We start from the raw sequence: 13605 nt of genomic DNA on the forward strand, positions 1-13605 counted from the left end.
GATGGCAGGTTTAAAACTTCAGGCAGTTACCAAAAGCTGGGACGGTAAAACCCAGGTCATTCAGCCGCTGACGCTTGACGTGGCGGACGGCGAATTTATCGTGATGGTCGGCCCGTCCGGCTGCGGGAAGTCCACGCTGCTGCGCATGGTGGCGGGGCTGGAGCGCGTCACGTCCGGGGATATCTGGATTGACCGCCAGCGCGTCACCGAGATGGAGCCGAAAGACAGGGGCATCGCGATGGTGTTCCAGAACTACGCCCTCTATCCGCACATGAGCGTGGAAGAGAACATGGCCTGGGGGCTGAAAATCCGCGGCATGGGCAAAGGCCATATCGACGAGCGCGTGAAAGAAGCCGCCCGCATTCTTGAGCTGGATGGCCTGCTGAAGCGCCGTCCGCGCGAGCTCTCCGGCGGCCAGCGCCAGCGCGTGGCAATGGGGCGCGCCATCGTGCGTGACCCGGCGGTATTCCTGTTCGACGAGCCGCTGTCTAACCTCGACGCCAAGCTGCGCGTGCAGATGCGCCTTGAGCTGCAGCAGCTGCACCGTCGTCTGAAAACAACGTCTCTGTACGTGACTCACGATCAGGTCGAAGCGATGACCCTCGCCCAGCGCGTGATGGTAATGAACAAAGGCGTTGCCGAGCAGATTGGCACCCCGGTGGAAGTGTACGAAAAACCGGCCACCCGCTTTGTGGCGAGCTTTATCGGCAGCCCGGCGATGAACCTGCTGGAAGGGCGCATCAGCAGCGCGGGTACCCACTTTGAACTGGAAAGCGGGATGGCGCTGCCGATCAACTGGTACTATCGTGGCTACGCCGGGCGTAAGATGACGCTCGGTATCCGCCCCGAGCATATTGGTTTAACCTCACAGGCGGACGGCGGCGTGCCGCTGGTGATGGACACGCTGGAGATGTTGGGTGCAGATAACCTGGCGCACGGGCGCTGGGGCGAGCAAAAAATGGTGGTGCGCCTGGCGCATCAGGAGCGCCCGAAAGCGGGCAGCACGCTGTGGCTCCACCTGCCGGAAAACCATCTGCACCTTTTTGACGGTGAAACAGGACAACGAGTATGAGCAACTGGCCTTACCCCCACATCGTCGCCCACCGTGGCGGCGGTAAGCTGGCCCCGGAAAACACCCTTGCGGCGATCGATGTCGGCGCGCGCTACGGCCACACGATGATCGAGTTCGACGCCAAGCTGTCGAAGGACGGCGAAATTTTCCTGCTGCATGACGACAACCTTGAACGCACCAGCAACGGCTGGGGCGTGGCGGGTGAACTGCCGTGGCGCGATCTGCTGAAGGTGGACGCCGGAAGCTGGTATAGCGGCGAGTTCAAAGGCGAACCGCTGCCCCTGCTGGCGGAAGTGGCCGATCGCTGTCGCCAGCACGGCATGATGGCGAACATCGAAATCAAACCGACCACCGGCACCGGGCCGCTGACGGGCAAAGTGATTGCCCTTGCCGCGCGCGAGCTGTGGGAAGGCATGACCGCGCCGCTGCTGTCGTCGTTTGACATCGACGCGCTGGAGGCCGCACAGGCAGCTGTACCTGAGCTGCCGCGCGGGCTGCTGCTGGACGAGTGGCGTGAGGACTGGCGTGAACTGACGGGCCGCTTAGGCTGCGTCTCTATCCATCTGAACCACAAGCTGCTGGATGAGGCGCGGGTGAAAATGCTGAAAGACGCGGGTCTGCATATTCTGGTCTACACCGTTAACAAACCCCAGCGCGCAGCCGAGCTGCTGCGCTGGGGCGTGGACAGTATCTGTACCGATGCGATTGACCAGATCGGCCCGAAATTTATTTATTGAGCATACTGCCGTTCTGCTGGGTCGGCAGCATATGCTGCTGACCGCTGCTTTGCGACATCCCGCCCCCTAACATCCCGCCGTTTTTATTTGGCAGCGGCTGCTCGCGCACCTGTCCCTGCTGCACGCGCTGGGTGTTGGCGTTCATCTGGTTTTGCAGGCTCTGCTGCTGCATCTGGGTCTGCGTTCTCAGCTGCTGATTGAGCATCCCTTTCTGCTGCTGTTGCTGGCTCATCATCTCGGTCTGCATGCGCTGCTGGCTCGGGATAACGTAACCCTGCTGGTTCGGGTTGTTCATGGTGTTGAGTGGCTGTGCGAGCGCGGCAAACGGGATCAGCGCCGCAATAATCATCAAGCGTTTCATTGTCATTTCCTCCTCTTGAGGTCTCTCTTAAGTTTACCCTGATTTCACCATGACGATGATTTTTTAGGAGTTGTGAACCAGGCTTAAGCGGGGAATATGGATCCCTTCACCTGGAGAACAATAATGATGAAACCAACCTTCTTGCGCTGGGTCGCCATCGCCGCGCTGATGGCAGGCGGCACATTTACCGTGGCGGCCAACCCGCCCGCCGCTCCTCCCGTCTCTTATGGCGTGGAGGAGGATGTTTTTCACCCCGTGCGGGCCACGCACGGCATGGTGGCCTCGGTTGACGCGCTGGCGACCCAAGTGGGCGTCGATATTCTTAAGCAGGGCGGTAACGCGGTGGATGCGGCGGTCGCGGTCGGGTACGCGCTGGCGGTAACGCATCCGCAGGCGGGGAATCTGGGCGGCGGCGGCTTTATGATGCTGCGCACCAAAGACGGCAAAACCACGGCCATCGACTTCCGCGAAATGGCGCCTTCTCAGGCGTCCCGCGATATGTTCCTCGACGACCAGGGGAACCCGGACAGCAAAAAATCCCTGACCTCGCACCTCGCCTCCGGCACGCCGGGCACCGTTGCGGGCTTCTCGCTGGCGCTGGAAAAATACGGCACGATGCCGCTGAACAAGGTGGTGCAGCCTGCCATCAGGCTGGCGCGGGAGGGATTTGTGGTCAATGACGCCCTGGCGGACGACCTCAAGACCTACGGCAGTGAAGTCATTCCCAATCACGAAAACAGCAAGGCGATCTTCTGGAAGGACGGCGAGCCGCTGAAGAAGGGCGATAAGCTGGTGCAGAAGAACCTCGCCAAAAGCCTGGAGCTGATTGCGGAGCACGGCCCGGACGCGTTCTACAAAGGGGCGATTGCCGACCAGATTGCGGAAGAGATGCAGAAGAACGGCGGGCTTATCACCAAAGCTGACCTGGCGGAATACAGGGCGGTCGAGCGCGAGCCGATTAGCGGCACCTACCGCGGCTACGAGGTCTTCTCCATGCCGCCGCCGTCTTCCGGGGGCATTCACATCGTGCAGATCCTCAATATTCTTGAAAACTTTGATATGCACAAGTTCGGCTTCGGCAGCGCGGATGCCATGCAGGTGATGGCGGAGGCGGAAAAACGCGCCTATGCCGACCGCTCGGAATACCTCGGTGATCCGGACTTCGTGAAGGTGCCGTGGCAGGCGCTGACCAACAAGGCGTATGCAAAATCCATTGCCGATCAGATCGACATCAACAAGGCTAAGCCGTCGAGCGAGATCCGCCCCGGCAAGCTGGCGCCGTATGAAAGCAACCAGACGACGCACTTCTCGGTGGTGGATAAAGACGGCAATGCGGTGGCGGTGACCTACACGCTCAACACTACCTTTGGTACCGGGATCGTAGCGGGCAACAGCGGCATTCTGCTGAACAATGAGATGGATGACTTCTCCGCCAAGCCGGGCGTGCCGAACGTCTACGGGCTGGTCGGCGGCGATGCGAATGCGGTGGGGCCGAAGAAGCGTCCGCTGTCGTCCATGTCGCCAACCATCGTGGTGAAAGACGGGAAAACCTGGCTGGTGACCGGCAGCCCTGGCGGGAGCCGCATCATAACTACCGTGCTACAGATGGTGGTGAACAGCATCGACTTTGGCATGAACGTCGCCGAGGCGACCAATGCGCCGCGTTTCCACCACCAGTGGCTGCCGGACGAGCTGCGCGTGGAGAAGGGCTTTAGCCCGGACACCATCAAGCTGCTGGAGCAGCGCGGACAGAAGGTTGCTGTGAAAGAGGCGATGGGCAGCACCCAGAGCATTATGGTGGGGCCAGACGGCGCGCTGTTTGGCGCGTCGGATCCGCGTTCGGTGGATGATTTGACGGCGGGGTATTGATGTGTTGCCCGGTGGCGCTGCGCTTACCGGGCCTACAACTGCACGAACGTAGGCCGGGTAAGGCGAAGCCGCCACCCGGCAACAAACTACTTCATTCTCGCCATATAATACGCATCCACATACTCGCCGTTGCGCAGGGCGTAGCGCCTGCCGGTGCCTTCAATTACGAACCCGTGCTTTTTGTACACCGCGATTGCCGGTTCGTTATCAACAAATACCGTTAACTCAATGCGATCGACACGCAGCCAGTTGTCGCACATATCAATCATGGTTCGCATCAGCGCGCTGGCAACGCCCCGATTTTGCCATTGCGCACCCACACAAATACCGAAATCGGCAACGTGGCTGCGACGCGGGCGTTGTGCGACGGCAATGCACAGGTGCCCGGCGACGGTCCCGTCGATACAAGCCACCAGCTGTTTAATGCCGGGCTGATCGGTTAGACGGTCATGCCACATCTGCTCTGAGGGATGAGGAACCTGTAGCGTGTTGTGGTACACCTCCGGCTGGGCGTGGATCTGACGAATGGCATCGTAATCTCTCGGTTCCGCGTGGCGTATCACTATCTCACTCATTCCTTGTTCCTCAGTCGGTTAAAAGACCCCTCCAACATCAATGACTTTAAAATTTGAGTCAACCGCTATTTTTTGCAAAAAGTATTGGACAAGTGCGAATGAGAATGATTATTATTGCTTTGCATTCAGGAGGACCCCTACGGGAACCTGAAAGCACGACATTGCTCACATTGCTTCCAGTATTACTTTAGCCAGCTTCTCGCTGGCTTTTTTTTTGTTATGGTTAGATTCAGTAACCTTCCAAAAGGACTGAGCCATGACACTACATTGCGCATTTATTGGATTTGGCAAAAGCACCACGCGTTACCACCTTCCGTATGTCCTCCACCGTAAAGACACCTGGCATGTGGCCCATATCTACCGCCGCCGCGCGAAGCCGGAAGAGCAATCCCCGCAGTACTCCCACATTCACTTCACCAGCGATCTCGATGAAGTATTGAATGACCCGCAGGTAAAGCTGGTGGTTGTCTGCACCCATGCCGACAGCCATTTTGACTATGCGAAACGCGCGCTCGAAGCGGGCAAGAACGTGCTGGTGGAAAAGCCGTTCACCCCGACCATTGCCGAAGCAAAAGCGCTGTTTACGCTGGCGAAGAGCAAAGGGCTGACCGTCACACCGTATCAGAACCGTCGCTTTGACAGCTGTTTTCTGACGGCGAAAAAGGCGATTGAGAGCGGCAATCTTGGCGACATTGTGGAAATCGAAAGCCACTTCGATTACTACCGCCCGGTGGCGGAAACCCAGCCCGGCCTGCCGCAGGACGGCTCGTTCTATGGTCTGGGCGTACACACCATGGACCAGATCATCTCCCTGTTTGGCCGCCCGGACCACGTGGCTTACGACATCCGCAGCCTGCGCAATAAAGCCAACCCGGACGATACCTTCGAGGCGCAGCTGTTCTACGGCGACCTTAAGGCTATCGTTAAAACCAGTCACCTGGTGAAAATCGACTACCCGAAATTTATCGTTCACGGTACCAAAGGTTCGTTCATTAAGTACGGCATTGACCAGCAGGAGACCAGCCTGAAGGCCAACATCATGCCAGGCGAACCGGGCTTTGCGGCGGACGATTCCGTGGGCGTGCTGGAGTATGTGAACGATGAGGGCGTAACGGTCAAAGAAGAGCTGAAACCGGGAACCGGCGACTATGGCCGCGTCTACGATGCACTGTATGAAACCCTCACCAGCGGCGCGCCGAATTACGTCAAGGAATCTGACGTTCTGACCAACCTTGAAATCCTTGAACGGGCCTTCGAGCAGGCTTCTCCTGCCACGGTAACCCTCGCGAAATAAGCAAAAACGGCTCCTCTGGGCTTGTTCATAATTTTTGAACAGAGGAGTCAATTTTCACCCTCTATGATCCCCGACCGTTTGAGTCCACACTTACTCCATCGAAACGAACTGAGGGTGAAAACAATGATCTACTTACGCAAAGCAAACGAACGCGGTCACGCAAATCATGGCTGGCTGGACTCATGGCATTCATTCTCGTTTGCCGACTACTACGACCCGAACTTCATGGGCTTCTCCGCGCTGCGCGTGATTAACGACGACGTGATTGATGCAGGCCAGGGCTTCGGTACCCACCCGCACAAAGACATGGAAATCCTGACCTACGTGCTGGAAGGGGCGGTTGAGCACCAGGACAGCATGGGCAACAAAGAGCAGGTGCCGGCGGGCGAGTTCCAGATTATGAGCGCGGGTACCGGGGTGCGTCACTCTGAGTACAACCCGAGCAAAACGGAAAAACTGCACCTGTATCAAATCTGGATCATTCCAGAAGAGACCGGCATCACGCCACGCTACGAGCAGCGCCGCTTCGACGCGAAACAGGGCAAACAGCTGGTGCTGTCCCCGGACGCGCGTGAAGGTTCCCTGAAAGTGCATCAGGATATGGAGCTGTACCGCTGGGCGTTGGCGAAAGACGAACAGTCCGTGCACCAGATTGCCGCCAACCGCCGCGTGTGGATCCAGGTGGTGAAAGGGGAAGTGTCTATCAACGGCACCAAAGCCACCACCGCCGATGGTCTGGCCGTCTGGGATGAGCAGGCGCTCTCCGTGCACGCCGACAGCGAAAGCGAAATCCTGCTGTTTGACCTGCCTCCGGTCTAAATAATTTCTCAACCTTCCCTTTAAACGGGGAAGGTTGAGCTTTGTCCGTGATAAACTGAGCAAATCTCTCACTTCAAGATTTCTCAGGACGATGAAAAAGAAACGCCCCGTACTTCAGGATGTCGCCGATCGCGTCGGTGTGACCAAAATGACGGTCAGCCGTTTTTTACGTAACCCGGAACAGGTTTCCGTGGCGTTGCGTGGCAAGATTGCCGCCGCCCTTGATGAACTGGGTTATATTCCCAACCGCGCACCCGATATTCTCTCCAATGCGACCAGCCGTGCGGTGGGCGTTCTGCTTCCTTCCCTGACCAACCAGGTTTTTGCTGAAGTTCTGCGCGGCATTGAAAGCGTTACCGATGCGTTTGGCTATCAGACCATGCTCGCCCACTACGGGTACAAGCCGGAACTGGAAGAGGAACGTCTTGAATCAATGCTTTCCTGGAACATTGACGGCCTGATTTTAACCGAACGTACCCACACTGCCCGCACGCTCAAAATGATTGAAGTCGCCGGTATTCCGGTGGTGGAACTCATGGACAGCCAGTCGCCATGCCTCGACATCGCCGTTGGGTTCGATAACTTTGAAGCGGCTCGTCAGATGACAGCGGCGATCATCGCCCGCGGTCATCGTCATATTGCCTATCTGGGTGCGCGTCTTGATGAACGTACTATCATCAAACAGAAGGGATACGAGCAGGCGATGCTCGACGCAAATTTAACCCCGTACAGCGTGATGGTGGAGCAGTCCTCATCTTACACCTCGGGTATTGAGCTGATGCGTCAGGCACGACGCGAGTATCCGCAACTGGACGGTATTTTCTGTACCAACGATGACCTTGCGGTCGGTGCAGCGTTCGAATGCCAGCGTCTGGGGTTGAAGATCCCTGAGGATATGGCGATTGCCGGCTTCCACGGCCACGATATTGGTCAGGTGATGGAGCCGCGTCTGGCGAGCGTTCTGACACCGCGTGAACGCATGGGCCGCATTGGCGCAGAACGCCTGCTGGCGCGCATTCGTGGAGAGACGGTTACCCCTAAAATGTTAGATTTAGGTTTCACCTTGTCACCGGGTGGATCTATTTGAACTGACAAATTTGAAGTAGCTCACACTTATTCACTTCGCGCACGTTTGGATATTGCTTCTCTTTTGCCCCAGCAGGACAATGTTACCGATAACTGTTACCCGTAACAATTGACTGAGGGACACCCTTTGAGCACGACTAATCACGATCACCACGTTTACGTCCTGATGGGCGTGTCCGGTAGCGGTAAATCTGCCGTGGCGAGCGAAGTGGCGCATCAACTTCAGGCTGCGTTTCTTGATGGTGACTTCCTCCATCCGCGCAGCAACATCATGAAAATGGCCTCCGGCGAACCGCTGAACGATGACGACCGCAAACCGTGGTTGCAGGCGCTGAATGACGCCGCGTTCGCGATGCAGCGCACCAACAAAGTTTCCCTGATCGTCTGCTCCGCGCTGAAAAAAAACTACCGCGACCTGCTGCGCGACGGCAATCCGAACCTCTCGTTCATCTACCTGAAAGGCGATTTCGGGGTGATTGAAAGCCGTCTGAAAGCGCGTAAAGGCCACTTCTTTAAAACCCAGATGCTGGTGACGCAGTTCGAAGCGCTTCAGGAGCCGGGTGAAGATGAAAAAGACGTCTTAGTGGTTGATATCGATCAGCCGCTGGAAGGTGTTGTAGCCAGCACCATCGAGGTCATTAACAAAAGGCAGTAAGTTTTGAGTACATTAACGCTAGTTTTGACAGCAGTGGGTTCGGTATTGCTGCTGCTGTTTTTAGTGATGAAGGCGCGTATGCACGCCTTCGTTGCTTTGATGGTGGTTTCTATTGGTGCAGGTCTCTTTTCCGGTATGCCGCTCGACAAGATCGCCGCGACGATGGAAAAAGGGATGGGAGGCACGCTGGGCTTCCTGGCGATTGTGGTCGCGCTGGGCGCGATGTTTGGCAAGATTCTGCATGAGACGGGCGCGGTCGACCAGATTGCCGTCAAAATGCTCAAATCCTTCGGGCACAGCCGCGCGCACTACGCGATTGGCCTGGCCGGTCTGATTTGCGCACTGCCGCTGTTCTTCGAAGTGGCGGTGGTGCTGCTCATCAGCGTCGCCTTCTCCATGGCGCGCCATACCGGTACTAACCTCGTGAAGCTGGTCATTCCGCTGTTTGCGGGCGTGGCGGCGGCTGCGGCGTTTCTGCTGCCAGGGCCGGCGCCGATGCTGCTGGCCTCCCAGATGCACGCCGATTTTGGCTGGATGATCCTGATTGGCCTGTGCGCGGCCATCCCGGGGATGATTATCGCCGGTCCGCTGTGGGGCAACTTCATCAGCCGTTACGTTGAACTGCACATTCCGGACGACATCACCGAGCCACACCTGGGCGAAGGCAAAATGCCGTCATTCGGCTTTAGCCTTTCTTTGATCCTGCTCCCGCTGGTGCTGGTGGGCCTGAAAACCATCGCCGCGCGCTTTGTGCCGGTCGGTTCTACCGCCTACGAATGGTTTGAGTTCATTGGTCATCCGTTCACGGCGATCCTGGTGGCGTGCCTGGTGGCGATTTACGGCCTGGCGATGCGTCAAGGGATGCCAAAAGACCGGGTGATGGAGATCTGCGGTGCGGCGCTGCAGCCTGCGGGGATTATCCTGCTGGTTATCGGTGCAGGCGGCGTGTTCAAGCAGGTGCTGGTGGATTCCGGCGTGGGCCCGGCTCTGGGTGAAGCCCTGACCGGGATGGGTCTGCCGATTGCGGTCACCTGCTTTGTGCTGGCTGCGGCGGTACGTATCATCCAGGGTTCCGCTACCGTGGCGTGTTTAACCGCCGTGGGTCTGGTGATGCCGGTGATTGAACAGCTGAACTACTCCGGTGCGCAGATGGCCGCGCTGTCTATCTGCATCGCGGGCGGGTCAATTGTGGTCTCGCACGTTAACGACGCTGGCTTCTGGCTGTTCGGCAAGTTTACTGGCGCCACCGAAGCGCAAACGCTGAAAACCTGGACGCTGATGGAAACCATCCTCGGCACCACCGGGGCCATTGTCGGGATGATTGCCTTTACGCTGCTGAGCTGAATGCGGTGATTTAACAAGGCTCAAAACTAAGGCCCGGTAGCGTTAGCGCTTACCGGGCCTTTTTTATTATCCAGGGCGTCAGGCCGGGTCATAACCCGGCATTGTGTTACTCGCCCTGCGTCGCGCTCTCAATCGTCAAGCGCACATCTGACGTAATCAGTTCAGCCAGCATCTGGTAAACCTTCAGCGTCTCTTCCGGCTCGGCATCGCCCGTATCGCTGATGAAGCCTTCGTCACGCAGCGTCAGCACCAGCGAGCTGAAGACCGCCTTGTCGAAGAATTCCGGGGCGTTAATGCCGTGCAGAACGGACAGGCGCTGCGCCAGCGTCCGGCTCTCTTTCTCCAGCGTGCCGCGGTTGATCGACGGGTTCGCGCTCAGCAGCCAGAACGTAATGGCGTAGCGCTGCAGCGTTTCGCGCGCACCGGCCGCCAGCAGTTGCAGGGTACGGGAGCGTGACGGATTGATGTGCAGCTCGTCGTTCGCAACGGTGATCAGCCCCTGACGGCGCAGCTCTTCCGTCAGTTTATCCAGCTCAACGGCCAGCTCTTCCTTGCTCCAGCGCAGGAATAGCTCCGCTTTAAGCATCGGGTAGAGCGTCTCAACGTGGCGCAACAGCTCCTGACGTGTAATACGGCGATGCTGGGTGATAATGGCCGCCATGAGCGACGGCAGCATCAGCATATGAGCGATGTTGTTGCGGTAGTACGTCATCAGTACGGCCTGCTCGCGCGGCAGAATGATGATATCGCCGATCGTATCTTTCTCGACTTCGAACTTATTCATCTGCAGCGCGTGATCGATAAGCTCGCTGGCGGTAGCAGAAGGAGCTGTCGAATCAACCGAGTACGGCACGTTGCGCATCATGTCCAGATAGCAGTCCAGCTGCTCCGTGAGCTGTTCACGGGTCAGGGAACGCTGACGTGAAGCCAGCAGCGCCGTACAGCACAGGTTCATCGCATTGGCCGCACCGGCGTTGTTAATGCGCACCATCAGCTCGGACGCGATACCGTTCACCGTTGGCGTCAGCCAGGCCGGACGCACCGCTTCGATAGGATCAATAGACTCGCGCCAATCCGGAACATGATGGTTCAGATACGTCATCAGCGGCATCGGCTCGCCAAAGTTTACGTAGCCCTGACCCAGGTTGCGTAACTTGCTCAGGCCACGCAGCATCTGCGGCAGGCTCTCTTTCTCTTTGGTCGCACCGCGCAGTTCTTTGGCGTACGTGCCCACTTCCATTACGTGCTCATAGCCAATGTAAATTGGCACGAGCGTGATTGGACGCGTACCGCCGCGCAGCATCGCCTGAATGGTCATCGACAGCGTGCCGGTCTTCGGATCGAGCAGACGACCGGTACGGGAGCGCCCGCCCTCCACGAAGTACTCTACGGAGTAGCCGCGGCTGAACAGCTCGCCGAGATACTCGCGGAACACGGTGGAGTAGAGCTTGTTGCCCTTGAAGGTACGACGAATAAAGAACGCACCCAGGCGGCGGAAAATCGGGCCTGCTGGCCAGAAGTTCAGGTTAATACCGGCGGCAATGTGCGGCGGTACCAGTCCCTGGTGATAGAGCACGTAGGAGAGAAGCAGGTAGTCCATGTGGCTGCGGTGGCAGGGGACATAGACAATCTCATGACCATCGTGCGCCAGCTGACGTACACGCTCAGCGTTATGCACGTTGATGCCCTGATACAGGCGGTTCCAGGTAAAGCCGAGAATACGATCGGACAGGCGAATCATCTCGTAGGAGAAGTTCGCGGCAATCTCTTCCATCAGCGCAATGGCGTTCTGCTGGGCTTTCTCATGGGAAATTTTCTTGCTGCGCGCTTCGTCTTCAACGGCGCGGGCGATCGCTTTCGAGGCCAGCAGCTTGTTGAACAGGTCCTGACGCGCCGGAAGACGTGGCCCTACGGCCGCCAGGCGCTGACGGGCGAAGTGCATACGCGCCACGCGCGCCAGTTTTTGCGCGATGATCTTGTCAGTGCCGTGCTCGTCCGCCATTCGGCGAAGGGAGACGGAAGGTGAGAAGCGCACAAAGCTGTCGCGTCCCAGCCAGGAGACCGCGAAGAACTTCTGGATGCCGTTAAGCATGCGCAGCGGCGGGTTCTCTTCGCCTTTTTCGCGGCCCGGACGGCGACCAAACATCACCGATACCGGCACCATCTGCACATCCAGGTCAGGATTGCTGCGGTGCAGGTCGAGATAGTCGTGGAACAGCTTGATGGACTCTTCTTTCGGTGTGTAATAGGTAAACACGCGCGGCCCGCCGTGAATGAACACGTAGCGCGGCAGCAAAGTGCCGTCAACTTCCAGTGGTTCAAGCGGATCGGGTAAATCATGCGCCAGACACTGGGCACGGAGCGTTAGCAGGTCTGCCTTAGAGTTATAAGGCAAAACGTACATAATAGGGCGCGACGTATCGAGCCCCAGTTCCAGCGCGGGTTCTGCTGGGATAGACTTGCTTTTTACCAGTATGCTTAATGGTAAATTAAGTAATTTGTAGTAAATTCGTGGCCAGCCGGACATAAACGATGTAAAGCCTCTGGTTAATAATGCAATTGCGGCGCAAGGATAACAGAAAGCGCGCAAAATTTCTGTTGTTACCCGTCATACTTCAGGCGGCAGCGAAACGCGCTGCAGCTCCTGTTACTGACGCTCTTTTTTAAAAAGGTTCTTTTAATGGCCAATAATACCACTGGGTTGACGCGTATCATCAAAGCCGCCGGCTATTCATGGAAAGGTTTCCGTGCCGCGTGGGTCAATGAAGCTGCTTTTCGCCAGGAAGGTGTCGCCGCTATCGTCGCGGTTATCATCGCCTGTTTCCTTGATGTAGATGCCATTACCCGCGTGCTTCTCATCGGTTCCGTACTTCTGGTGATGATAGTGGAAATTCTCAATAGCGCTATTGAGGCCGTGGTCGATCGAATCGGCTCTGATTTTCACGAGCTCTCTGGCCGCGCGAAAGATATGGGCTCCGCCGCTGTCCTGCTGGCGATTATCACCGCAGCCATTACCTGGGTCACGCTGCTTTGGTCACATTTCCGATGATGCTCGAGGAATAATTAAGTCCCTGGTTTTTTGTGCAGTTTTTGGTTCCAAAATCGCCTTTGACTGTATATACTCACAGCATAACTGTATATACACCCAGGGGGCGGAATGAAAGCATTAACGACCAGGCAGCAAGAGGTGTTTGATCTCATTCGGGATCATATCGGCCAGACGGGTATGCCACCCACGCGTGCGGAAATCGCGCAGCGTCTGGGTTTCCGTTCTCCGAATGCTGCCGAGGAACACCTGAAAGCGCTGGCGCGTAAGGGTGTGATTGAGATTGTGTCAGGCGCGTCGCGTGGTATCCGCCTGCTGGTGGAAGAAGAGACGGGCATTCCGCTGATAGGCCGCGTTGCCGCAGGTGAACCGCTGCTGGCACAACAGCATATTGAAGGTCACTACCAGGTCGATCCTGGTATGTTCAAGCCGAGCGCTGATTTTCTGCTGCGCGTTAGCGGGATGTCGATGAAAGACATCGGCATTCTTGATGGCGACCTTCTGGCCGTTCACAAAACGCAGGATGTGCGAAACGGCCAGGTGGTGGTTGCGCGCATTGATGACGAAGTGACCGTTAAGCGCCTGAAAAAACAGGGTAACACCGTTCAGCTGTTGCCCGAAAACAACGAGTTCACCCCGATTGTGGTCGACCTCCGCGAGCAGAGCTTCTCTATTGAAGGCCTGGCTGTTGGCGTGATTCGTAACGGCGAATGGCTGTAATCTCTTCCTGACAGGCTACGCTTCCGC

The 13605-nt window shown here is 57.3% G+C and carries 13 protein-coding genes; 10 read left to right on the forward strand and 3 right to left on the reverse strand.

What is annotated here, in order from left to right:
- Position 1: 1 nt before the first annotated feature.
- Together IM314_RS14410 and ugpQ are read left to right on the forward strand one after the other, a co-directional pair.
- The gene (locus IM314_RS14410) at positions 2 to 1072 is read left to right on the forward strand and encodes a sn-glycerol-3-phosphate import ATP-binding protein UgpC (protein WP_047362620.1); all 1071 of its coding nucleotides are present in this window, start codon (positions 2 to 4) and stop codon (positions 1070 to 1072) included.
- Complete coding sequence (gene ugpQ, locus IM314_RS14415) at positions 1069 to 1809, forward strand: glycerophosphodiester phosphodiesterase (protein ID WP_063155549.1); 741 nt, start codon at positions 1069 to 1071, stop codon at positions 1807 to 1809. Before IM314_RS14410 ends, ugpQ begins: the two co-directional genes overlap by 4 nt.
- On the opposite strand, the gene IM314_RS14420 is transcribed toward ugpQ, so the two are convergent.
- On the reverse strand, positions 1799 to 2170 hold the full coding sequence (locus IM314_RS14420; protein WP_045260950.1) for a DUF2756 family protein: 372 nt from the start codon (positions 2168 to 2170) through the stop codon (positions 1799 to 1801). The two genes, ugpQ and IM314_RS14420, sit on opposite strands and share 11 nt — an antisense overlap.
- Positions 2171 to 2293: 123 nt before the next feature.
- Here IM314_RS14420 and ggt point away from each other — a divergent pair, with 123 nt between their 5' ends.
- Positions 2294 to 4039 carry a gamma-glutamyltransferase gene (gene ggt, locus IM314_RS14425; protein ID WP_074171895.1) on the forward strand — a complete coding sequence of 582 codons (1746 nt, stop codon included), beginning with the start codon at positions 2294 to 2296 and terminating at the stop codon, positions 4037 to 4039.
- An 86-nt stretch (positions 4040 to 4125) separates the two neighbouring features.
- Here ggt and yhhY read toward each other — a convergent pair whose 3' ends face one another.
- Complete coding sequence (gene yhhY, locus IM314_RS14430) at positions 4126 to 4614, reverse strand: N-acetyltransferase (protein WP_193359115.1); 489 nt, start codon at positions 4612 to 4614, stop codon at positions 4126 to 4128.
- A 256-nt stretch (positions 4615 to 4870) separates the two neighbouring features.
- Between yhhY and IM314_RS14435 the strand changes: the two genes are divergently transcribed.
- The 5 genes from IM314_RS14435 to gntU all read left to right on the forward strand — a co-directional run bounded on the left by IM314_RS14435 (position 4871) and on the right by gntU (position 9812).
- Positions 4871 to 5908 carry an oxidoreductase gene (locus tag IM314_RS14435; RefSeq protein WP_193359116.1) on the forward strand — a complete coding sequence of 346 codons (1038 nt, stop codon included), beginning with the start codon at positions 4871 to 4873 and terminating at the stop codon, positions 5906 to 5908.
- 123 nt (positions 5909 to 6031) lie between these two features.
- Entirely contained in the window at positions 6032 to 6727 is a 696-nt protein-coding gene (locus tag IM314_RS14440) for a pirin family protein (protein WP_003861565.1), read from the forward strand.
- Between the two features lie 91 nt (positions 6728 to 6818).
- Complete coding sequence (gene gntR / locus IM314_RS14445) at positions 6819 to 7814, forward strand: gluconate operon transcriptional repressor GntR (RefSeq protein WP_014882133.1); 996 nt, start codon at positions 6819 to 6821, stop codon at positions 7812 to 7814.
- Between the two features lie 126 nt (positions 7815 to 7940).
- On the forward strand, positions 7941 to 8468 hold the full coding sequence (gene gntK / locus IM314_RS14450) for a gluconokinase (RefSeq protein ID WP_028015160.1): 528 nt from the start codon (positions 7941 to 7943) through the stop codon (positions 8466 to 8468).
- Between the two features lie 3 nt (positions 8469 to 8471).
- The gene (gene gntU / locus IM314_RS14455) at positions 8472 to 9812 is read left to right on the forward strand and encodes a gluconate transporter (protein WP_014833577.1); all 1341 of its coding nucleotides are present in this window, start codon (positions 8472 to 8474) and stop codon (positions 9810 to 9812) included.
- 106 nt (positions 9813 to 9918) lie between these two features.
- Here the strand turns inward: gntU and plsB are convergent, their stop codons facing one another.
- Positions 9919 to 12339 carry a glycerol-3-phosphate 1-O-acyltransferase PlsB gene (plsB, locus tag IM314_RS14460; protein WP_126327281.1) on the reverse strand — a complete coding sequence of 807 codons (2421 nt, stop codon included), beginning with the start codon at positions 12337 to 12339 and terminating at the stop codon, positions 9919 to 9921.
- 153 nt (positions 12340 to 12492) lie between these two features.
- Here plsB and IM314_RS14465 point away from each other — a divergent pair, with 153 nt between their 5' ends.
- Together IM314_RS14465 and lexA are read left to right on the forward strand one after the other, a co-directional pair.
- Positions 12493 to 12861 (forward strand): diacylglycerol kinase, encoded by a 369-nt coding sequence (locus IM314_RS14465; protein ID WP_014830281.1) that lies wholly within the window; start codon positions 12493 to 12495, stop codon positions 12859 to 12861.
- A gap of 108 nt (positions 12862 to 12969) precedes the next feature.
- On the forward strand, positions 12970 to 13578 hold the full coding sequence (gene lexA, locus IM314_RS14470) for a transcriptional repressor LexA (protein ID WP_028015162.1): 609 nt from the start codon (positions 12970 to 12972) through the stop codon (positions 13576 to 13578).
- Positions 13579 to 13605 lie beyond the last annotated feature (27 nt).

Origin of the sequence: Enterobacter cloacae complex sp. P42RS (genome assembly GCF_014930595.1) — a bacterium.
GTDB classification, from domain to species: domain Bacteria; phylum Pseudomonadota; class Gammaproteobacteria; order Enterobacterales; family Enterobacteriaceae; genus Enterobacter; species Enterobacter bugandensis.